Origin of the sequence: Chryseobacterium oryctis, from assembly GCF_025971925.1 — a bacterium.
GTDB classification, from domain to species: Bacteria; Bacteroidota; Bacteroidia; order Flavobacteriales; family Weeksellaceae; genus Chryseobacterium; species Chryseobacterium oryctis.
This window is the reverse complement of record NZ_JAPDHV010000003.1, coordinates 505,253-528,163: the sequence shown is the minus strand read 5'-3', so window position 1 is coordinate 528,163 and position 22,911 is coordinate 505,253. Positions and strand designations below refer to the sequence as shown.

Below are 22,911 nucleotides of genomic sequence, written 5' to 3'. Positions count from 1 at the left end.
CTCAAATGTGAGCTGCTTATATTTTTAAATAAAGTTTAAAGTCTTATTTAGTTGGAGCCGGAGTAGTTGTAGAAGCTGGAGCTGTAGATTGTGCAGGAGCTTCTTTCTTAACAGGCTGAGCTGTTGGTGCAGCTTGTGATGGTTTTCCGGTGATTACAACACTTAGGATGATAAGAACAATAATAACTCCTCCTAAAGTCCATGTTGCTTTTTCCATGAAATCATTGGTTCTTTGTACTCCAAACTGTGCTGAAGAAGCACCTCCAAAAGTACTTGAAAGGCCTCCTCCTTTAGGATTTTGAGCCATAACAACGATTACCAGTAAAACGCTAGCAATCATAATAAGAACCATCAATAGTGTAAATATAGTATCCATTAATTCTGATATCTTTTTGAATGGGCAAATTTAATCTTTTTTTACTGAATGACAAAAAAAGATTGAAGTAAAAATAAAAACGGCAACATTTGTTGCCGTTTTTTATCTGAAAATAAACTGTTTTTATTTAAAATCAGAATCTTTAGCCTGATTTAACACGTAAGATTGTACAGCTAAGTTAATTTCCATTCCTCCCATATTTTGGATGATTGTGAAAGGGAATTTCACTCCGGATACATCTTTGTAATCAGCATAGCTTGTTGGGATTGAACCTTGTTCTGCAGTTTTAACTTCTCCGGTTTTTAATCCCGTTTTTACACTGTAATAATAAGTTGTTTTATCACCTTTTATTACATAAGAATCTTCATTGTTGTATTTTTCGATTCCTGCTAATTTTATTTCAGGATTTTTTGCAAAAGCTAATTCTGGGAAAAGTTCTGTTTCTTTTGCCATGTTAGCTTTTTGTTTGTCATCAAATGCTTTTTTCTGACCTTGAACTTCCATATATCCATCTTTTCCGTCAAAAGCAATTTTTTGAACTGTATTTCCCATCATACTAATGTTCATTGCCATTTTTCCTCCTTTAGCTTGGATCATTTTCATGCTCATATCCATTCCCTGAACTTTTGTAGTTGCATCAGTAGAAATAGAAGTGATTTTTTGAAGAGCAGCTACGCCTCCAATTGCATTAATATACTTGTCTGCTATAGAAGCTACACTTACACTAGCATCAACTTTTTGTGCCGTTGGTTTAGCTACAGGATTTGCTTCTTTGTCAAAATATTTTACCGGATAACCTAGCTTTTCTAAACCTTCAGAAATGTCAGAAGCTTTTCCAGCAATAAAGATTCTACTTTGGTTTGGTAAAATAGTTGACTTTACAGCATTTGAAACATCGGAAATAGTTACTTTGTCGATAGATTTTAAATAGTTTGTATAAAAATCAGATGGCAAATCTTGTACTTTTTGATTTAAAGCAAATCTTGCAATAGTTTCTGGTTTTTCTAATGACATGATGAAAGAACCTTTCAGTTTAGCTTTTGCATTCTCCAATTCTTCTGGTTTCACAGTAGAAATAGCATTAAGTTCATTCATGAATTCTTTTACAGCTTTATCTGTAACCTCGTTTCTTACGCTTGCTTCAGCCGAAAATTCAGGAGAATATTTACTTGCGACCATACTTGAGTAAGCTCCATAAGTAAATCCGTTTTTCTCACGAAGATTCATGAAAAGTCTTGCTTCGCTACCTCCTCCAAGAATATAGTTTGCTATAGTCGCAGGGAAGTAGTTGGGGTCTTTCATTTTTAGAGTAGTCAGGTTGCTTAATGAAATAACAGATTGTACTGCAGTAGGAACATCAACTACATTGATTTCGGTTTTTGCAACATTACTTACCGGTTCTAAAGGTGTAACAGGTGTATTTGCCTTTTTCCATCCACTGAATGCTTTTTCAATTAATGGTTTTACCTGCTCAAATTTCACGTCACCAACAATCACTAAATATGCATTGTCTGGAGCATAATATTTTTTATAAACGTTTTGTACGTCTGATAATTGAATTTTGTTGATAGATTCAACTGTTTCAAATTCTCCTCTCGAAGTATTTTTTCCATACATCAAAGCTCTAGAAACTTTGTCAGCGATTGCTGAAGCACTTTTTTCTTCAGTTTTTAAACCTTCAATGGCTCTTTCTTTAGAATTTTGAATCTCTTCTGCAGAGAATTTAGGATTTACGATAGCATCAGCCATTAGGCTTAACACCTCCGGAAAATATTTTGAAAGAGAGTTAGCAAAAGCACCGCCAGAAGAGAAATTAAGATTTGCCCCTAAATAATCTATTTTTTTATTGAATTCGTCTTTACTTATAGTTGTAGTTCCGTTTTCCAATTGGTCAGCCATAATTTGGCTTACTCCTGTTATGTTTCCTTCATAATAAGGAGGTCTGTCCATAGAAAGATTTGCACTTACTCTTGGTAATTTGTTGTTTTCTACAACCATTACAGTAAGACCGTTACTTAGTTGGAAGGTTTTGGGTTTAGCAATGTTGATAGCAGGAGTCGGTCCTGGTTTTGGCATTGCATTAAGATCAATTTTTTGTGCAGAGATCATTCCTGTAAAGAAAAATGCTGCAGCTATATATGTTAATTGCTTTTTCATTTGTAAATAATTGTTTTTAATAATCATTTTATAACTTACACGTTACTAATTATTTCTTTTCAGGAACGTAGTTGATGATTACTCTTTGGTTAGGATTAAGATACTTTTTAGCAGCATTTTGAAGATCTTCTCTTGTAATTGATCTGTAAATATCAATTTCTTTATTAATAAGGTTTGTATCTCCCATCAATACGTGATTTGTAGCTAATGAAGCAGCAATACCTTGAATGCTTGAATTTGAATTTACAAACTGATTCTCAAATTGATTTTGAAGTTTTTGATAATCTTCCTGAGAAATTAAAGTTGTTTGTAGTTTTTTGATTTCAGCATCAATGTCAGATTGCAATGTTTGTTTTGAAGTTTGTCCCATCGGGATTGCGAAGAATGCAAAAATACCATAATCTTCTAAACCTTGGTTGAAAGCCTGTACCTGAAGAGCTTTTTTCTCCTGATCTACTAATTTTTTATATAGAACTGAAGACTTTCCACTACTTAGGTAAGAAGATAACATATCTAAAATATAAGCATCTTTTTCTTTATTTCCAGGAGTTCTGTATGCAAAAACATAAGCAGGAAGCTGAATGTTCGGATCTGTAGCCGTTACTTCTTTTTCCTGAGTAATAGGAGCATCTTTAGGGAAGTTTTTTGGATAAACAGTTCCTTTTGGAATTCCTCCGTAATATTCCTGAATCCATTTTTTAGTTTGTTCAGGTTTTATATCTCCAGCAACTACTAATGTAGCATTATTCGGAACGTAATACTTTTTGTAGAATGCAGTAAACTCATCTAGTTTAGCTGCATTCAAATCTTCCATCGACCCAATTGTAGGCCAGTTGTATGGGTGATTTGTGAACAAATTTTTCTGAATAGTTGAGAATAAGTTTCCATAAGGTTGGTTATCCATTCTCATTCTTTTTTCCTCTTTCACAACCTCTCTTTGTGTGTCAACTCCAATTTGGTTGATTACAGCATGACGCATTCTTTCAGCTTCCATCCAAAGTCCCAATTGCTCGTTGTTTGAAGGAAAAGTTTCATAATAATAAGTTCTGTCGTTTGTAGTATTGGCATTGTTTTGACCTCCGTTTGAAGATACAATTTTCATCCATTCACCTCTTTTAATGTTGGGTGTTCCTTCAAATAAAAGATGCTCAAAAAAATGAGCAAAACCCGTTCTTCCTTTTACTTCATCTTTTGCACCTACATGGTACATTACACCTGTTGTAACTACCGGTGCCGAATTATCTTGGTGAAGAATTACATGTAAGCCATTTGGAAGATCATATTCTTCGAATTTGATTTGCTGTGCATTTAGAGCCATTCCGAAGAAAGCTGCTGCTGCAACAGAAAGAAGTCGTTTTTTCATAAAATAGAAATTGTTTATATAATAAGTCTCTAAGATATACTATTTGTTACATTTTTTAATGAAGTTTATCATTGTTATTTTATGTATAATATAGAAAAGTAAAAACTATTGTATTTTATGATTGATAGTGAGTTTTGAAAGTGAAGATTTTATAATCATGAATTTTCTAAAATTTGAATTCTCCTTATAATACACTAATTTTGTGTTTCGAAAATTTTTTGCAGCATGGAGGATTATCTGAAAGGACTTAATGAATCACAATTTGAAGCCGTTACCACATTACAGGGACCATTGATGGTACTTGCCGGAGCTGGTTCTGGGAAAACGCGTGTATTGACGATGCGAATTGCTCATTTGATTACCAACGGAGTTGATCCTTTCAATATTTTAGCACTTACTTTTACCAATAAAGCAGCTCGTGAAATGAAAGAGCGTATTGCAAAAGTAGTAGGACAAAGCAATGCAAGAAGTCTTTGGATGGGTACTTTTCACTCTGTTTTTGCAAGAATTTTAAGAAGTGAAGCTCATTATCTGGGCTATCCTTCCAATTTTACGATATACGATCAGCAAGATGCATTAAACGTCATCAAAAAAGTGTTGAAAGACATGAATATTGATGCAGATTTATACAAACCCAAAAAAGTTCAGGCGAGAATTTCTACCTACAAAAACAATCTGATTACAGTTAAGGCTTATTACAATAATCCTGAGTTAATGGAAGCTGATGAAAAAGCTAACATGAAATTTATCGGGCAGATTTATCAAAGATATGTAGAACAATGCTTCAAGAATGGGTCAATGGATTTTGATGATTTGTTGTTGAAAACTAATGAATTATTAACTCGTTTTCCTGAGGTTTTGGCAAAATATCAGGATAGATTCAGGTATATTTTGGTAGATGAGTATCAGGATACTAACCACTCTCAGTATCTTATTGTAAAAGCATTAGCTTCAAAATTTGAAAATATTTGTGTGGTAGGGGATGATGCGCAGTCTATTTATTCTTTCCGAGGAGCGAATATTTATAATATTTTAAATTTCAAAAAAGATTATCCGGATGCAGTAACCGTTTCTTTGGAACAAAATTACCGCTCAACGCAAAATATTGTAAATGCAGCGAATGTTGTAATCGCTAAAAACCTTCAACAGTTCAAGAAAAATGTTTTTAGTGAAAACGAAGAAGGCGAGAAAATAAAAGTTTATCGTTCATTGTCGGATGCAGACGAAGCAAATTTTGTTGCCGGAAATATTTGGGAAATAAGAAACAGAGAACAAAGGAAGTATAGCGATTTTGCAATTTTATATAGAACAAACTCTCAAACTCGTGCTTTTGAAGATGCTTTGAGACGTAAAAATATTCCGTACAAGGTATACGGAGGTTTGTCTTTCTACCAAAGAAAAGAAGTTAAAGATTTATTAGGCTATCTTCGACTTTTGGTGAATGAAAATGATTCTGAAGCTTTAATGAGAATCATTAATTATCCCACAAGAGGAATAGGTGAAACGACTCAAAATAAATTAATTGTTTTTGCAGATTCTCAAAATTTATCTGTTTCAAAAGTATTGGATAATCTTCCGTTTTATGCTCCTCAACTAGGTTTCAATAACGGTGTTCTGAATAAATTGAATGATTTCTGGTCGATGATAAAGGCGTTTCAGGTATTACTAAAAACTGAAACAGCTTATAATGTTGCGATGGAAGTTGCCAAAAGAAGTGGTTTAATTAAGTTCTTAAAAGACGACCAAACTCCGGAAGGAATTTCCCGTGTAGAAAACGTTCAGGAATTGATGAACTCGATGCAGGGGTTCATCGAAGAGCAGATGCAGTTGGAAGACGGAGACCCAAGCTTACCGAACTTTCTTGAAAATATTGCCCTTTCAGCTGATACTCAGGATAAAGATGATGAAAGTGATATGGTTTCTTTAATGACAATTCACCTTTCTAAAGGTCTTGAATTTCCAGTGGTTCATTTAGTTGGGTTGGAGGAAAATCTTTTTCCTAGCTTTATGAGTTCAGCTACACGAGAAGATTTGGAGGAAGAAAGAAGGTTATTTTATGTTGCTTTAACAAGGGCTGAGAAACAAGCATTTTTCTCTTACGCCGTTTCTCGTTTTCAATGGGGGAAAATTACAGACGCAGAACCTTCAAGGTTTTTAAGTGAAATTGATGAAGAATATATCGAATTTGTAAATCCGGCTATTGAAAAACGTTTTATCAACAATGCAGGATTGAAATCCAATATTTTTGATGAACATCCTTCCGAAATGAGGAGTTTCAAGAAAGTTGAAAAGAAATCAATTACAAAAAGTGATAGTTCTAAGCCTATCACTGAGCCTAGAAAGTTAAAACCTGTTGCTACGGCAAAAATTATAAATCCAAGTGGAGCTTCTTCTCAGGATATTGAAGTGGGAGACAGAGTGAGACACGACAGATTTGGGATTGGAGAAGTTACTTTCCTTGACGGAACCGACCCTCAAAATATTAAAGCAAAAGTCATCTTTCAACATGAAGGAGAAAAGAATCTTATTTTAAAATTTGCAAAACTTACAAAAATCTAATTAATGAAAAAATTAACGTTCGCTTTCGGACTTGTAATATGTTTAGCCATAATGGTTAAGGCTCAGATTATAGAGGAATTATGGAAACCTTCTCAACTGATGGAAACTAAAACATTGGCTTCTTTAATTGAGAAAAATCAGGCTAAAAAAATGCTGATTTTATCGATAGGTCCGGATGCTGTAATCAAAGGTTCTGTAAATATTGGTCCGACCAATGATAAAGGAAATGTTGAAAAATTAAAGTCTTATCTCAAAAATGTAAAAAAGGATAAGGAAGTGGTGATTTATTGTGGATGTTGTCCTTTTTCGAGATGTCCGAATATTCGACCAGCTTTTAAAACGTTGATGAGTTTAGGGTATAAAAATGCTAAACTTCTTAATGTACCCAATAATATAAAAACAGATTGGATAGATAAAGATTATCCTACCGAAGATTAATATGAAAGTTTTTTTTATCATTTTTTCATTACTTTTTCTGGGTTCTGAAATAAATGCACAGAATTTGGAAATTGGTTCCAAAGTTCCTGAGATTTCAGCAAATACTATTCAAAATGAAAGTTTTGTACTTTCAGAAGTGAAGAAAGAGGTAGTTCTCTTAGATTTTTGGGCTTCCTGGTGCGCTCCTTGTGTCTTAGAACAACCTGAACTAAAAGAAATTTACCAAAAATATAGTCAGGAAGTACAAGAAGGTAAGTTTGATATTATCGGGATTTCTTTGGATAAATCTAAAGAAAATTGGGAAAAAGCCGTTAACAAAGCTCAAATTAACTGGACGCAGGTAAGTGACCTTAAATTTTGGAAAAGCCCTATTGCCAAAGCTTATTTTATTCAGGAATTACCCTTTAATCTGATTATTGATAAAGAAGGAAAAGTAATTGCAAAAAATTTACACGGAAAAGATTTAGAGAAATTTTTAGAATCTCAATTTAAAAAATAAAAGACTGTTTTTAGCAGTCTTTTTTATTTTACCAAATCTTCGAAAAGTTTGTTGAAAGTTGTATCTAAATCTTTGGATTTTCCGGGATGAGGTCTTGAGGTTTGTATAACCGAACTTCTTACGGCAGTTAACCAACGAAAACGCTCAGGAATTTCTAGTTGAGCAATTGGGCCGCTATTTTTGCTTCCGTTAGCAATATTTTTGAAACTTTCAAGGTTCTGAATAATATCATCATAATCCAGCTTATTATACATCAACTTAAATTTATCAGGGCATAAGTGAAATTCTACGCGAATGTATTTTTCTTTTTTAGAAAACATTACCAAGCCAATGTTGAAAAATTCTTCTCTTTCAACCTTCGGAACTAAACGTATTACAGCGTATTCGTAAATTTTATCCTCTTGCATTTTTGGCTTCGTTTAAAAAGATTTCAGAATTTTCTAATCGGGTTTTCAGGAAGTTGAAATAGATTTCTCGTATTTCGTCCGGGGTTTCGTCTGCATCATTCCAGTGCAGCCAATCTTCAGGAATTAAATTGACAATCTCTCTGAAAGTATCATTGTTTAAAACTCCTTTAGCAAATCTATCTGCTTCATCAAGCATACTTGCCTGAGGAAGTAAAACATGGTCTTTTACATATTTGAAAGGAGTTTTTGCCGCAGTGTCAAAATTTTGCCATGAATGATGAAAATAAAACGAAGCGCCGTTGTCAATCACCCACAATTCTTTATTCCACATCAGAAGATTAGTGTTCTTAAAGGTTCTGTCGATATTCGTGATAAAAGCATCTAACCAAACAATTTTTGAAGCCAGAAAAGAATCAATTTTTACATTCGGATCGTATGTGATTGAACCTGAAAGATAATGTAATCCCAGATTTAGCCCTTCGGAATTTTTTAATAAATCCTGAATTTCCTCATCAGCTTCAGTTCTCCCAAAATCAACATCAAGATTGGCAAAAACCAGTTCAGGGATTTTTAAACCTAAAATTTCGGTTATTTTACCACCTAAAAGTTCTGATATCAACATTTTTACACCATGACCTGCACCTCGGAATTTTAAAACATATTTAAAATCATCATCTGCTTCAGCTAAAGCAGGAAGTGAACCACCTTCTCTTAAAGGCAGAATGTAACGCATTACAGTTACTGTTCTTAAATCCAACATAGAGCAAAAATAGGATTTTAGTTTGTCTTTAACCATAAAATTAATATTTTTAAATAGATTAAATTTTGAAAATGGAAATAAAAAAAGATAAAAATATTGTCATTATTAATCAGAATACCCGTAGGTTTCTAGCTGATGCATTTTATCCTGAAACGGAAGAAAAACTTCCTCTGATTATTTTTGTACATGGCTATAAAGGTTATAAAGATTGGGGTGCGTGGAATTTGATGGCTGAAAGATTTGCAGAAGCAGGTTTTTTCTTCGTTAAGTTCAATTTTTCACACAACGGAACAACTGTTGAAGAACCAAATAATTTTGATGATTTAGAAGCTTTTGGTAATAATAATTACTCTAAAGAACTTTTTGATTTGGGATTGGTTATTGATTATTTTATTGAAAACCCAAAAGTTGATAATCAGAAAATTATTCTTTTAGGGCACAGTAGAGGAGGCGGGATTTCCATTGTGAAAACTTATGAAGATGAACGAATTAATGGACTGATTACTTTGGCAAGTGTCGATACATTAGAGCGTTTTCCACAAGGAGAAGTATTAGAAAACTGGAAAAAAGAAGGCGTTTATTATGTTATCAATGGGAGAACAAAACAGGAAATGCCTCATTATTATCAGTTTTATGAAGATTTTGAAAATAATAAAGAGCGTTTTGATGTTGAAAGAGCAACGGAAATGCTAAAAGCTCATTTTTTGATAGTTCACGGAACAAATGATGAAGCCGTAAGTGATAAATGTGCAGAACATCTACATCTTTTAAATCCCAGTTCAGAATTATTTTTGATTGAGAATGCCAATCATACTTTTGGAGCTAAAGAACCCTGGGAAGATAATATTTTACCAAAAGATTTGGAGATCGTAGTAAAAAAATGCATCGATTTTATAAAAAGCAGAATATAACAATTGTATTTTGCCTTCATTTTAAAATGTTATTATGGATGAGTTTTTATATGGTCTTAGAAAGAGAAACTTTTTTCTGTAAATAAAAATAGATAAAAATATATAAAAATATATGAGCATCAGCATATCTACATATCAAGTAAAAGCTGGAGATACTTTAGAATCTGTGGCAGAACAGTTGGGGATATCGACGGAATATCTAAAAAGATATCACAACACGTATTGTGATTTGAAAAACCTTATAGGAACCAATCTTATAGGAATTCACGAAATTATGCTTCCTCCTCGTGAGAAAATTGCAGAATTTAAAGAAAATCAAAAGCAAATATCGGCAAGAAGTAATCTTCCTTCTGTGTATTTGAATAAAGATTTTTATGCCTACAATTATGAAGCAAGTGAACGGTTTGAACAAGCGGGGAAAGAAGATTTAAAAGTTAATTATTTAGTTTCTATTAAGTCTCAAGAATTAAAGGATAAAGGTTTTGTTGTTGAAATGAAAACTTCAGAATTTGAAAAACAGGATGAATCGCCAGATGATAAAATAAGTATGCTTTCTTTGGCTTGTATGGAAAGTATATCTCCTGTTGCGTTTTCAGTTCCTGCTCAAGGAAAGATAAAAGGCTTTTATGATTATCAGGCTCTTGTTAAAAAATTTGAAAGCAAAAGACCAGACCTTGAGAGTTTTTTTGTGGGTGAGATTAACAAAAATTATATTGATAAGTTTGGCACAAGTATCAAGAATGAGGAGTATTTGCTGAAACAATTTTGTTCGTCATTGCTTTATCAGGTTTTGTTTCCAGAGATGGATTGGTTCAGAAGGCAAAAAGAATGGGAAGGGAAATTTTATGTAATTCCTAACTCGTTTTCTGTAAAGTGTCGTTTTCATACGGAACATAATTTTGAAAGTTCTGATGATGTAGAAATTTTCATTGGTGGAAAAATAGAAGATGATTGCAGTTTACAGGAATTGTTGAAGGGAGTGAAACTCGAAGAACCATCGGAAAACACAATAACAGGTGAAATAGAACTACGATATACTACCTCTAAAGAAACCAAACGATTGAAAAAAATAGAAGCAAGTATTATTCTTTTGCATCAGGAAGAACTGTATCTTAAACATGATTTGACACTTACAGAAAAAGAAGAAAAGAAAATAAGAAAATTTAGTACATTAGTAGAAGAATAAAAACACCAACTTTGATGAAAAAATATCTCGTAAAAAAAGGAGATACTCTAGACTCTATTGCCGAGCAATTCGGCGTGAAAGATGGGCAGACTCTCCGTTCCTATCATAATATCTACTGTGCGTTAGAAGACCTTTTGGGTCGTGAACCAATTCCCGGGAAAGAACTTTTGATTCCCGAAGATTCTAAATATTTGAAAGAAGAAGAGGAAATCACCGATTGTGTGAATGACAGCGATAATGAAGTAGAAGAAACGTCAGAAGAACAAAAGGAAGAATCCAAAGAAGAGGAAAAGAAAGAAGATAAGGAGAAGAAACAACAAACTGAAGACAGCTCTAGCGAACACGACGGAAAATATTTCGTAATTCAGAAAGGAATGTGCCAATGCAATCAGGGATTCAAGTTTCCAAAATTTAAGGTAACCTCTCATCAAAAACATTATTGGAACGACGCCGACGGACAAGCCGATTACCTTGCCGTGACGGAAGATGATTTAACATTCGATCCTCCTGCAATGCCGTTCGGAAATTGCAAACTAAAGCCTTCTTCGGGAGGATATTTGCCTTGCGCTTATGCTCCTTCAGGAAAATGGACTAAAACCTATGAGAAAGTAAAGGTGATGGGCAAAAGTTGCTTGACAGAAATCTCGGAGTTGATTTGTACCACAGGCGGAAAGATTACCATCTTAAAACATGGGCAACAAAGTGAAACAGGGAAATCTCATGTGATGAATGCCAACTCGCAAGAACAACAAATCTATAATCCTATTATGAATTTTGATGAGTTTAAAGAGGAAATAGACGAAACTTATTTATACGACTACGAATAAACCTTTAACTAAAAAACACAAAATGATTAACGGAAACCCAAATCCCATCGTTGGCAAAGACGAATATTACACATTGGTTGATTCTAGTTTAGGATTGACTTTTTCAAATACAGCCCCAAAATACAAATGGCGCATAAAAAAGAAAGTAAAAGGAACCTGGAAAGATATTACTAAAGAACCACAAAAAACAGGATTATCTACACCTTTTAAATTTGGTGAAGCAGTGATAGGTGAACAATTTGTGATAGAAGCCTATAAAGAAACCAAAAATATTCTCACGCAGAAGAATGAAATCCATAAAATGGGAGAACTCATTGTAGTACCCAAATCCAGCAAAGAACCCAAGATTACCCAAGTGGTTTTATTTAATCGTGGAGCAAGAGACGTGAACAAAGCGAGTTATACCGACCGATTAATTGCAAGAGCGTATTGTGTAGGAATGTTCAATAAAACCATCAATTTTCATTTATGGGAAGATGATGCACCCAAAGGTGGACATAATGCTGAGATTAATAAAAACAACCGTCACAACAAAGCCTATCCTGCAAGAGTAAATATAGACGGCATCGCCGAAGCAGTAATTTCGTTAGCAGCAGACCAAAAAGTATTGAGGCAAGTAGCCAACAAAATGATGATGAAAGGCGACAAAGACGAAGGGCAATATCATGAGTTTTATGTAACAGCAAGTTATGATGGCAAAATATTAAATGCCAACCAAACGAATGTAGATGTCATAAACCCAGATTACAAAAAAGAACAACCTAAACCTAAGTCAACTTCTACTCCAACAAAACCTGCTCAAACATCAAAACCTGCTCCGTCTCCCAAAAAGGACGAAAGCTTGGTAGCAAAATCCATCAACTTTGTGATAGATGCTGTTGTAGGTGCTTTTGAAACGCCTGAGAAAACGAAAAGTCCGGCGATGGTGAAAAGCGTTCCTGCACAAAAAACGACTACAACATGTATATGTAAAGAACAATATAAAGATTTAGTTTGGGGTGGAAAAGTAAGCTGTGAGTTCAGAAAGAAGGTTGTACAAATTTGTGCTGAACTTTGGGGAGAAAGTAGAAAAATGGAGATGGCTAATGGATTAATGGCAGTGATGGCTGTTGAAACTAGAGGGAGTTTTAAAGCCCAACAACTGGAAGGATGGAGGTCATATAAAAATCCGAATGAAATGACCATACAAGACTTTTGGAAAGATGGAAATAGAAAATCTTCACGTGCAGTAGGTCTAATACAGTTTACTCAAGATGCTTTACAAAACAATTTGAATGAATATAAAAGTAATCCAAATTTATCCATTGAAGAGAGATTTGATGAACTTAACAAATTAAAATTAAGCTATGCAAAAATGGGTGAGATTAAACAATTAGATAAGGTTAAAAAATATTTTGAACCATCAAAAAATAATATTAAATCACCAGAAGATATTTATTTGAAAGTATTTGCACCAATTGGAGTTGGGAAATCAGATGACTATGTTTTATATCAAAAATATGACAACCCTAAAACTGATAAAGAAAAAACAAATACAAAAAATTATAATGCAAATCAAAGTGTTGATACTAAAAGTACAGGTATTTACAAATCAGATAATAAAATTCAACGATCTGAAATTTTAGAAAGACTTCATGAAAGTTTGAAAGAGGGAAAGGAATTTTTAGTTAAAAATTACACTTGCAATATCCTAGATGAAAAAAAGACTGAAGAAAAAGAAAATAATAAATGGCATAATCCAGTTGAAAATCCAAGGTTAACAAAATATAACTTTGATGGAAATATAAAACCTTCTAGTGGAACATATGGAGAGTGTAGAAGAACTAAGAAAGGTGAAAAAAAGTATCATGGAGGATTTGATTTTTTTGCAATTCCAGGCAAAGACAAAGTTTACTCATGCTTAAAAGGAAATATATACGAAGTTAGATATTCTGCAAATGCAGGATGGATTGTAAGAATAAAAATTCAAAATGTAAAAGATCTTTTAGAACAAGAAAAAAAAGTTAATTATAAATTGCAATATGCGGATGAATGGAAAGGAAGGGACATAAAAGAAAGTGATAATGTATATCTAATTTATATGCATCTTGACAGTGTATCTTTTACAGAAAATGATGCTAGAAACAAAAGAGAAGTTGAGGCTGGAACGGTTTTAGGTTACGCTGGGGTTAGTGGTTCTATAGCAAGTGGGGGAAGAGCTCCTCACTTACATATGGAAATAGCAACTGTTCTTGATCCATTTACTGAAGGACGACAATATAGAACTAATCCAGCAAGGTTTGTAAAACTAAATTCTTATGACACAAAAGATCAAGATGAAGCAGCTAAAAAACCACATTATTTTAAAAAATAGATTTCAATTATGAGCAAACAAATAAAAAAAATATTATTTCTACACACTATTTTATTTTTATTAATTAGTTGTAAATATCAATCTCAAGGATTAATTGATAAAAAATTAGAAATTGATAAAGAAATTGTAAATGAGGAATTTTATCATTCAAAAACATTGAATGATCTTTTTCACATACAGGATGCAACATATTTTGAACCAGACTATGTTGGAACATCATTTCCTGACTACAACGTTAAGGACATTGTTGTCCATGAAAGATCAGGAAATAAAAAATATTATCTTTTATTTTTTGATAAAAACAATTTTTTACGTGATACATTACAAGTAAAAGAAAATGAAATTTATTCTTTAAATGTTATTTTTTCAAACAATAGAAAAGGACTTTCAGTCGGTAATTATAACGAAAACAATTCTTACTTCAAGATAATCAAAAATTTTGAACTAGATAAAAATATTAAAGTAAAATCTATTCCTATTGATACAAAAATAATTAATTGTCCTATTCCTATTGAGTTATTATCAGAAGAAAATTTAGACCTTGAAAATACATTTAAATTTGGTATTAAAGACTTTTCAAAGAGCTTCATTGATAAAAAGGATGAAAATAAAAATTTATTCGAGAAAGTAAAATGGAAAGGGGATTATGAAATTACAACTAAAGCAATTAGTGATTTTAATAATGAAGAATTTAATTTAAGTTATTATATAAATATTAGTAGTGATAACTCTGCTATTTTAAGTATTGGAGCAAAACATTCCGAAGATTATTGGTGTGAAGGAGATTATAATTTAAAAAAAGATGGAAATATTATCCATGCAAGAGGAAAATGTGACCAAGATGACAGAGATGACTTTTATATAAAATTTGAGAACAGTAAGTATTACATCAAAAGTAAAAGATTTATAAACAAAGATTGGCAAGAACTTAAAAAAGAGTAATGAAAAACTTAAATATAATACTATTATTACTTTTCAGCTATTCTTTTATTTTCTGCCAAGGACAGAATAAAGAAGAAAAAAAGAGTATAGAAATAGGTAAAACCTCAGTAGATAATAGAATTTCAAATAGGCGATATGCTGTAAAAGCTCCAATTAAATTATCAAAAATAAATTGTATACAGGAAATTCAAGATATTCCAAATTATAATTTAAATTGTGAAAATTTTAAAGTCTCAAATACAATTTTTGAGGGAAATGATAAAAATAGGTATGAACTTATTTCATTTACTTTTAAAGATATTGATAAAGCCATAATCAGAAAAATTAATAATGAAGATTTAGAAACATCATCCCCTATAATTTTCAAATCAGCAACCCTTAAAGATTATATATTTTTTTTTCCAATAAATGGTGAAAATCATTTTGGTTGGAAACTTTACATGTATAAAAATAAAATATTATACCCTTTAGGGCAAAGAGCTATGTACTGGAAACCTGAATATGAAGAATCTAGTATAAGTTACTCTGAAATACTAAATTTATATGAATCTAACGGAAATATTCTTGTTGAAATACCCAATAAATATGTCATCAAAAATGATTCTGATTATAAAAACTATCCTAACTATTTTGATGGAAAATATTACGAAAAAGGAGATAATTTAATTTATGAATTTTCGACCGAGAATATTAATTATTATAAAAAATATGAAAATGGTCTTTTTGAAGGAGATTATAATAGAATGATTAATAATAATGTAATTGATTTAATAAAATAGATTATAAAAAATCGAAAAAAAATATTGGAGATTCTAACTTTGTTAGGACACAATTCTTATACTCTTTACCTTTAAGAGTATGAAAAAGATCAGAAAAAATTACAGTTTAGAGTTTAAGAATCAAGCAGTATCTTTAGGTGAATAACGAGGTAATGTTTTCTCGGTAGCTGAAGAATTAGGGATTATTTGGACAAACAAGAAATGGTTCTGATCATGTAGGCTTGGATCTATTTGCAACTAAAGGAAAAAACATTTATGCATGTGTTGATGGTACAGTATATAATAGAAGATGGCACGGAGGTTAAAACCATATTTTTACAAAAGATGATGGAGAAGTATTAAACATTACCTTAACCGATGGAATGCAGAAAATTGGTGAAATAGGAAACAATCCCCAAAAACCAGACAGTGGAGAATATTGGACAGGAAATCACCAAGAAATCTTTGCCGAAGTTATCTATCTCAACAAAACCGCACAATCTCAAACCATAAATGTAGACATCAAAGCTGAAGCCAAAAAACCTGAAAATGCGAAGTCGCCAGCGCAGGTAGCAGCCCCGCCGAAACCAACAAAAAAGGAAGAAGATAAACCGAAAGGTAAATGTTATTGTTATTTACAAGGTATAGTTGATACAGCTTGTAATGGAAAAGGAAATGCTGTTACAGACAAGCATTTTGAAAGTTTGGCTAAAGACATTGGAGTCGAAGCAAAAGTTTTTAAAGCTGTTGCAATTGTTGAGTCAGGAGGAAGAAAATCCTTTCTAACTGTAAATGGCGAACAAAAAGCAAAAATCCTTTATGAAAGACATTATATGTATCGTTTTTTGAAAAAAATAAAAACTCAAGAAGAGCTAGACAAATTGAAAAAAAACACACCTGATTTAGTACACAATATAGGTACATATAAAGATAAAAATGCAAAATACGGTTCTGAAAAAGAGCAATTTGAAAAACTTAAGAAAGCAAAAGAAATTGATAATGACTCAGCAATAAAAAGTTGTTCTTGGGGTAAATTTCAGGTAATGGGTAAGTATTATAATTATTTATATGGTTCTCCTAATGAAATGGAGGAAGCTATGAATATGTGTGAAGTACAACATTTTGCTTATTTTAAAGTTTATTTAAAAGATGTCACAGGTGCGTCTATGATAAAGGCAATGAAAGAAAAAAATTGGAATAAAATAGCAGAACTTTATAATGGACCTGATTATGCAATAAATAAATATCATACAAAAATGAAAAACCAATATGAAAAATTATAATATAAGAATTTTACAATTTATACTACTTCTTGCTTCATTAACTTTATTCAGCTGTAAGAAGAAATTTAGTTTATCAACTAATGATTCAATTATTCAGAAACATGATACAATTATTATTAATATATCAGATAAATATTTCTTGAACATAAATAACAGTGAAATTATAGATTTCTTTCAACCTATTAAAAATAAATTAATTAATGAAGAGATTTATGCTCAAGTATTATATGAAAAAGACAATATTATCTTAAACTTAGAAATAGGTAATAATGCTAATTATTATGAAGATATTTATATATCTAAATCTCCACCTCTTATTATTGAGAAAATAGTATCAACGACCATTATAAAAAATACTTCTACACCTGAAAAATTAGAATGTATTGAAATTATTAATGAACCATTAAATAATACCTCTAAATATAAACCCTCAAAGTCGAAAGATAAGAAATGTGAACAAACAATAATAGCTTCTAATGACTTACCCAAAAATGAAATTTTCCAATTAATATCTTGTGAAAATAGCAGATTTTCAATTCGTTTGAATGATAACAATTACGAAATATTGGATAAAGGAAAAATCATTTCTAAAGGAAGTATGCAAGGTGAAATAAAAAAAGAAGCACAAAAAATTAAACTAGGGAAAATAGATGCGATATTCTATAAAGATAGTTTAGTTATTGAAAATTATAAAAATTCAGATATAAAAAATGCTCACTTTACACAATGTAATTCACAATATTTGATATTTGAAAAAAGGCAATAATACTATTTTTTTTCTTATAATTAAAATCGTTTAATGAAAAAATATCAATATTATCTTAATGTTTTTTGCACTGATGGTATTTACTTGTCAAAAAATATAAATACAACTGTTCCAAGAATTGTTAATGGATTTAAATAATATGAAAGAAGTATATAAAATAAGGCTATAGGCTAACAAAGGTTTGAAATAACAATGTTATTGTTGTTACAAATCTAAAAAATGTGGGTAACTTTTAGACAAAGTCGTAAAGAAGAAAGGGCAGTATCCCACTAACTATGCAGTTATTAAGATACTGCTAATTATTTTTAACCACTAACTGTCAGATTATGTCGTGGCTATTACAATTCATTTAATTAAAATTTTCCAGGCCTCTTCAATTTTATTTTCCAATAAAAGTTTTTGAGCATTTAAATGAATTCCTTCATCAGCATGGAAGTTTTCACCAGGTAATTCTTCTACATTAGCAAGCATTCCTAAGTCGTTTCCTGTAAATATTTTACTTAGTTTTATTTCGTCGGGAAGTCTGTCGAATCCAATTCCTTTGGTGACTAGTGGTTTAGGTACTTCAAAAAGATTGTTTTCGTTATTTCTTGAATACCAATTAGAGCCTAAACGCGCAACCATGTCTAGCTTTTTCTGGTCAAGGTTGCCTTCTTCGTTGAGATATTCTTCTCTGATATGAATTTTCTGAACTTCGCAAATAACCAAATTTCCTGAACCTCCCTTTTCACCTAAAGATTTTACTTCTAAAACCTTACATTCGAAATTTACAGGACATTCTTCAATTAATTTAGGCTTCACTATATCAGAATCTTTCATCGTGAGACCAGATTTGATAAATTCGTTTACTCCACCTTCGTATTCTGTTGAAGCTAGAGAAATTTGTTGTACAATTGGGAAATTTACTGTTCCTATTACAACTTCCGGTACTTCAAGTACATTCTCTAAAGTGTGTTTTGTGGTATTATCACGAACTCTTCTGGATGGTGAGAATACCAAAATCGGAGGAACTGTACTAAACATATTGAAAAAACTGAATGGGGATAGATTATAATTTCCATTCTTATCAACAGTAGATGCTAATGCAATTGGTCTCGGAGAAATAGCTGTTTGCATTACAGTCTGTAATTGTACAGGAGTTATTTCTGATGGTGTAATTGTTTTCATTAAATCGCCGGAATAATTTTACCACTTACCTCACCAAATCCAACTCTGATTCCATCTTTTTCAGCCCATGCTTTCATAGTTACGGTATCATTATCATTGATGAATTTTCTTTCTTCTCCGTTGCTTAACTGAATAGGATTTTGTCCTCTCCATGTTAATTCAAGCATAGAACCGAAAGATTTTGGGTCACTTCCGGAAATAGTTCCACTTGCATACATATCACCAACTTCTACATTACATCCGTTTACTGTATGATGAGCCAATTGCTGAGTCATATTCCAATACATGAATTTGTAGTTGCTTTCTGAGATTAGATTGTCTTCTCCATTTTCAGGTTTTAGATATACTTCAAGATTGATATCATAATTTTTGTCTCCTTCAAATTTTAAATAATCCAAAACTTCAGGATCTTGCACGGGAGAAGCTGTTCTGAACGGTTCTAAAGCCTCAAGAGTTACAACCCAGGGAGAAATAGATGAACCGAAATTTTTAGCCAAGAACGGACCAAGCGGAACGTATTCCCAAGACTGAATATCTCTCGCAGACCAATCGTTGAAAACAACCATTCCAAAAATGGCATCTTCTGCGTCTTTTGTAGAAATACTTTCTCCCATCTCGGTATTTTTATTGATGATAAAAGCCATTTCTAGCTCAAAATCTAATTGTTTACAAGGTCCAAAAACTGGTTTTTCTGCATCTGCAGGTTTCATTTGACCTTTCGGGCGATTAATTTCCGTTCCGGAAACTACAATTGATGAGGCTCTTCCGTGATAACCTACAGGTAAATGTTTCCAGTTTGGCAATAAAGCATTTGCTGGATCGCGGAACATTTTTCCGACGTTTGTTGCGTGCTCAATGCTACTGTAAAAATCTGTGTAGTTTGGAACATGAACAGGCATCATCATTTTTATTTTATCTAAATCATAAAACGCTTCTTCAATAGTTTTCTGATCCTTTGATAAAGCTGAACCTTCCTGCAATAATTCCTGAATTTTTAGGCGAACAGCATTTGTTACAGGTTTTCCAAGTTCGATAAACTCGTTTAATGTATATGCTTCAAAAACATTGTCGTCTAATCCTTCAATATCGTCAAAATAACCAAGGTCATATAACGTTGCAAGGTCTACCACCTGATCGCCGATTCTTGTGCAACATCCTATAAATTCTTTGTTAAAAACAGCTACTCCAAATGGAATATTGTGTATTGAAAAATCCGAATTTGAGGAATATTCTACAAATGATTTCATAAGTTTATAATTTAATTTGGATTAAAATAATCCGTTAAAAATTTTTAGTTTTTTAATATCAGAATTACCATTTAAATAGAATAAATGAGCGATTTCCTATATTATTTTGTTTTTTTAACCTTAGAATATGAGGCTTCATCAATCCATCTGGCTTTTGTATTGATATCGATGAGGTACAAAATATCATCTTGCGTTGTTAATAACAGAGTTTTAGTAACCGGAATAGGAACTTTTTTGTTTTCCAGCATATCTGCACGTAAGGAAATGATATTTTTTTTATTTCTGATAATGTCTCCTGAAAAAACGTTTGAGCTGCTTTCTCCTGTAGCTTTATCATCAAAAACTTCTACATAAGTAGCTTTATTCCCTTTTATGACAATAAAATCCCTTTCTGTATGGTCTGCCTCATCTTTAATGTAAACAAACTTTTTACCGTCAATATTTACGTCTGTCAAATTTTGATTAATGCCCTTTCTTTCTTCAAGTCTGGTAAGGATTTGATCTAAAGTGCTGTATTGTGCTTTTACTCCCAAAACAGCTCCGATAAATAAAAGTCCAATTAAAATTTTTTTCATAATAAATGTGTTTTATAAAAAAGTTTTGTCAAGACTTTCCATCCTGACAAAACTCAATATTTTATTTTAAATTAAAGATTCCCTCTTCTTTCCTGCTCTCTTTCTAGTGCTTCGAATAATGCTTTAAAATTACCGGCTCCAAAACTTTGGGCTCCGTGTCTTTCAATGATTTCGAAGAAGAGAGTAGGGCGGTCTTCTACAGGCTTTGTGAAAATCTGTAATAAGTATCCTTCTTCATCATGATCAATAAGTATACCTAAATCCTGAAGTTTTTTAAGATCTTCATCAATATGGCCAACTCTTTCAGGAACCATTTCATAATATGCTTCAGGCGGAGCAGAAAGGAACTCTACACCACGCTTTTTCAGTTCAGTGACAGTGTGGATAATATCTTTAGTTGCTACTGCAATATGCTGAACACCTTCACCTTCGTAGAAATCAAGATATTCTTCTACCTGAGATTTCTTTTTACCTTCTGCAGGCTCATTAATAGGGAATTTTGCATATCCGTTTCCGTTTGACATTACTTTGGACATCAAAGCAGAGTATTCTGTATTGATTTGTTTGTCATCAAAAGAAAGGATATTTACAAATCCCATTACATCTTCGTACCATTTAACGACAGGTAGCATACGATCCCAGTCTACATTTCCTACACAATGGTCAACATATAAAAGACCTGTTTCTTCAGGTTGATAGTCGCTTTCCCATTTTTCATAACCTGGCATAAAAGGTCCTGTATAATTTTTTCTTTCAACAAACATATGAACAGTTTCTCCGTAAGTGTAAATTCCGGACATTCTTACTTCGCCATACTCATCAGTAAGAGTTACAGGCTCTAAATAAGGCTTCCCTCCTCTTTTTGTAGTTTCCTCAAAAGCTTTGTAAGCATCATCTACCCAAAGTGCCAGAATTTTCACTCCATCACCATGTTTTTTTACGTGTTCGTTGATAGGTGAATCAGATTTAAGACCTGTTGTTAAGATTAGTCTGATTTTTCCTTGTTGAAGAACATACGAAGCACGATCTCTTACTCCTGTTTCAGGACCAGCGTAAGCTACAGATTGAAAACCAAAAGCGGTTTTGTAATAGTGAGCAGCCTGTTTTGCATTTCCTACATAAAACTCAATGTAATCTGTACCATTTATTGGCAAAAAATTCTCTGCTTGAGCAATTTTTTCGGCAAATGTAAGTGTTGACATATTTTCTATTTTACTTTTATTTCTAAGTACGCAAATTACGAAAATCTTAGCAATAGAGAAAGGGATCGGAAATAATCATTAAATATAATTAGGATGAGTTTAAAGAAATGTTCATTTAAGTGTATTTAAGTTTATTATTTTGTAATTTTCTTAATTAGCTTTGTTATTAACAAATACATGAGAAAAAAATATTTCGAAACATGAAAGCCGTAGAATTTTCTACGGCTTTCACTTTATAAATGTTCATTCTTTTTATTTAGTCTCCCTGCATCAGGGTTGTAATTATCCCATATTTTCCAGGTATCTCCAATTTTTTTTATAAAATAGATTTGAGTGTTTAATTGGTTTACAAAATGTTCTTCACCTGTCTCACCTACTTTAAATAATAAATTCCAGAACTCCTGAGATTCTAAGATTTTTTTGTCTGGCTCATCTGTTACAATGTTTATATCAAAAACTTCATAGTTTGAACGATTGTTTTTGGTAACCAAATGAAAATCTCTATCGCAAAGTTCTTTACTAAACAACGATGCTCTTTCAAAAAACGGAGAATCTTCAAAAACCAGATCTTTAAAAAGCTCAGTTTTATGGTTTGGAAACTCTTTGTAAAAGTTGAAAACAGTTGAGCAATAATCATAAACCATTTGTTTAAAAGAGTTATGATTATTATTGGATTCTTCTTCAAATTGTTTCTTTTCTCTTACAAATTGAATGTAAGAATTCAAATCTTTATAGCCTAAAAAAATACATATTTTATCCAACGTTTTCAAGAAACGCAAGTCATTATGCGTTTTGTCTTGATAATCATTTTCAAAAAAACGTTGTAGGGTGACATGGGAAATAGTATTCCCTATCTCAAATTTTTTTCCTCCTTTTAATTCTTCAGCTTCAGATAATTCAGCTTTTATGATTTCGGAAAGTATAATGTAGTGGCTTCTTTTCCAAATGCTTACATTTCCTAATACTGAATTTTTTACCTTAAAATGCTTTACAATTTCTTCCCTAATAGAATTATATATCGTCTTCAATTTCCAAATTTTAGAAAGGCTTTATCAAAGGTAATATTACCGATTTGATGTTTTCCTTACATTAAATATACACTTTTTTAATCAAATATAATATTTTGATAAAAAAA

21 protein-coding genes are annotated in these 22,911 nt (G+C 32.0%); 11 read left to right on the top strand and 10 right to left on the bottom strand.

Going from position 1 to position 22,911, the window contains the following annotated elements:
- Positions 1 to 43: 43 nt before the first annotated feature.
- The 3 genes from secG to OH806_RS09410 all read right to left on the bottom strand — a co-directional run bounded on the left by secG (position 44) and on the right by OH806_RS09410 (position 3,896).
- Complete coding sequence (gene secG / locus OH806_RS09420; protein WP_264743418.1) at positions 44 to 376, bottom strand: preprotein translocase subunit SecG; 333 nt, start codon at positions 374 to 376, stop codon at positions 44 to 46.
- A gap of 123 nt (positions 377 to 499) precedes the next feature.
- Positions 500 to 2,533 (bottom strand): M16 family metallopeptidase, encoded by a 2,034-nt coding sequence (locus OH806_RS09415; protein WP_264743417.1) that lies wholly within the window; start codon positions 2,531 to 2,533, stop codon positions 500 to 502.
- 49 nt (positions 2,534 to 2,582) lie between these two features.
- On the bottom strand, positions 2,583 to 3,896 hold the full coding sequence (locus tag OH806_RS09410; RefSeq protein ID WP_264743416.1) for a M16 family metallopeptidase: 1,314 nt from the start codon (positions 3,894 to 3,896) through the stop codon (positions 2,583 to 2,585).
- 225 nt (positions 3,897 to 4,121) lie between these two features.
- Here OH806_RS09410 and OH806_RS09405 point away from each other — a divergent pair, with 225 nt between their 5' ends.
- The 3 genes from OH806_RS09405 to OH806_RS09395 are packed head-to-tail and all read left to right on the top strand — an operon-like array spanning position 4,122 to position 7,392.
- Positions 4,122 to 6,455 (top strand): ATP-dependent helicase, encoded by a 2,334-nt coding sequence (locus tag OH806_RS09405; protein WP_264743415.1) that lies wholly within the window; start codon positions 4,122 to 4,124, stop codon positions 6,453 to 6,455.
- A 3-nt stretch (positions 6,456 to 6,458) separates the two neighbouring features.
- Positions 6,459 to 6,893 (top strand): rhodanese-like domain-containing protein, encoded by a 435-nt coding sequence (locus tag OH806_RS09400; RefSeq protein ID WP_264743414.1) that lies wholly within the window; start codon positions 6,459 to 6,461, stop codon positions 6,891 to 6,893.
- A gap of 1 nt (position 6,894) precedes the next feature.
- A complete protein-coding gene (locus OH806_RS09395) occupies positions 6,895 to 7,392 on the top strand; it encodes a TlpA family protein disulfide reductase (protein ID WP_264743413.1) in 498 nt (165 codons plus the stop codon).
- Between the two features lie 23 nt (positions 7,393 to 7,415).
- Here OH806_RS09395 and OH806_RS09390 read toward each other — a convergent pair whose 3' ends face one another.
- Together OH806_RS09390 and OH806_RS09385 are read right to left on the bottom strand one after the other, a co-directional pair.
- Positions 7,416 to 7,799 (bottom strand): DUF3037 domain-containing protein, encoded by a 384-nt coding sequence (locus OH806_RS09390; protein ID WP_264743412.1) that lies wholly within the window; start codon positions 7,797 to 7,799, stop codon positions 7,416 to 7,418.
- Positions 7,786 to 8,559, bottom strand: coding sequence for a HipA family kinase (locus OH806_RS09385; protein ID WP_264743477.1), 774 nt, complete (start codon positions 8,557 to 8,559; stop codon positions 7,786 to 7,788). The genes OH806_RS09390 and OH806_RS09385 overlap by 14 nt, the downstream gene beginning before the upstream one ends.
- A 71-nt stretch (positions 8,560 to 8,630) precedes the next feature.
- On the opposite strand from OH806_RS09385, the gene OH806_RS09380 reads away from it, so the two are divergent.
- The 8 genes from OH806_RS09380 to OH806_RS09345 all read left to right on the top strand — a co-directional run bounded on the left by OH806_RS09380 (position 8,631) and on the right by OH806_RS09345 (position 17,585).
- Entirely contained in the window at positions 8,631 to 9,470 is an 840-nt protein-coding gene (locus OH806_RS09380) for an alpha/beta hydrolase family protein (protein WP_264743411.1), read from the top strand.
- A gap of 112 nt (positions 9,471 to 9,582) precedes the next feature.
- The gene (locus OH806_RS09375; RefSeq protein WP_264743410.1) at positions 9,583 to 10,656 is read left to right on the top strand and encodes a LysM peptidoglycan-binding domain-containing protein; all 1,074 of its coding nucleotides are present in this window, start codon (positions 9,583 to 9,585) and stop codon (positions 10,654 to 10,656) included.
- A gap of 14 nt (positions 10,657 to 10,670) precedes the next feature.
- Complete coding sequence (locus tag OH806_RS09370; protein ID WP_264743409.1) at positions 10,671 to 11,483, top strand: DUF4280 and LysM peptidoglycan-binding domain-containing protein; 813 nt, start codon at positions 10,671 to 10,673, stop codon at positions 11,481 to 11,483.
- A gap of 22 nt (positions 11,484 to 11,505) precedes the next feature.
- Positions 11,506 to 13,836, top strand: a complete 2,331-nt coding sequence (locus OH806_RS09365; protein WP_264743408.1) for a M23 family metallopeptidase — start codon at positions 11,506 to 11,508, stop codon at positions 13,834 to 13,836.
- 9 nt (positions 13,837 to 13,845) lie between these two features.
- Positions 13,846 to 14,778 carry a hypothetical protein gene (locus OH806_RS09360; protein WP_264743407.1) on the top strand — a complete coding sequence of 311 codons (933 nt, stop codon included), beginning with the start codon at positions 13,846 to 13,848 and terminating at the stop codon, positions 14,776 to 14,778.
- A complete protein-coding gene (locus tag OH806_RS09355; protein ID WP_264743406.1) occupies positions 14,778 to 15,557 on the top strand; it encodes a hypothetical protein in 780 nt (259 codons plus the stop codon). Before OH806_RS09360 ends, OH806_RS09355 begins: the two co-directional genes overlap by 1 nt.
- Positions 15,558 to 15,919: 362 nt before the next feature.
- Complete coding sequence (locus OH806_RS09350; RefSeq protein ID WP_264743405.1) at positions 15,920 to 16,819, top strand: N-acetylmuramidase family protein; 900 nt, start codon at positions 15,920 to 15,922, stop codon at positions 16,817 to 16,819.
- The gene (locus OH806_RS09345) at positions 16,806 to 17,585 is read left to right on the top strand and encodes a hypothetical protein (protein WP_264743404.1); all 780 of its coding nucleotides are present in this window, start codon (positions 16,806 to 16,808) and stop codon (positions 17,583 to 17,585) included. Before OH806_RS09350 ends, OH806_RS09345 begins: the two co-directional genes overlap by 14 nt.
- Positions 17,586 to 17,930: 345 nt before the next feature.
- Here the strand turns inward: OH806_RS09345 and OH806_RS09340 are convergent, their stop codons facing one another.
- The 5 genes from OH806_RS09340 to OH806_RS09320 form a co-directional block, all read right to left on the bottom strand.
- Complete coding sequence (locus tag OH806_RS09340; RefSeq protein WP_264743403.1) at positions 17,931 to 18,752, bottom strand: flavin reductase family protein; 822 nt, start codon at positions 18,750 to 18,752, stop codon at positions 17,931 to 17,933.
- On the bottom strand, positions 18,752 to 19,999 hold the full coding sequence (gene fahA, locus OH806_RS09335; protein ID WP_264743402.1) for a fumarylacetoacetase: 1,248 nt from the start codon (positions 19,997 to 19,999) through the stop codon (positions 18,752 to 18,754). Before fahA ends, OH806_RS09340 begins: the two co-directional genes overlap by 1 nt.
- A 101-nt stretch (positions 20,000 to 20,100) precedes the next feature.
- The gene (locus OH806_RS09330) at positions 20,101 to 20,574 is read right to left on the bottom strand and encodes a hypothetical protein (RefSeq protein ID WP_264743401.1); all 474 of its coding nucleotides are present in this window, start codon (positions 20,572 to 20,574) and stop codon (positions 20,101 to 20,103) included.
- Between the two features lie 71 nt (positions 20,575 to 20,645).
- Entirely contained in the window at positions 20,646 to 21,776 is a 1,131-nt protein-coding gene (gene hppD / locus OH806_RS09325) for a 4-hydroxyphenylpyruvate dioxygenase (protein WP_264743400.1), read from the bottom strand.
- Positions 21,777 to 22,009: 233 nt separating this feature from the next.
- Positions 22,010 to 22,804, bottom strand: a complete 795-nt coding sequence (locus OH806_RS09320) for a hypothetical protein (RefSeq protein ID WP_264743399.1) — start codon at positions 22,802 to 22,804, stop codon at positions 22,010 to 22,012.
- Between the last annotated feature and the right edge of the window lie 107 nt (positions 22,805 to 22,911).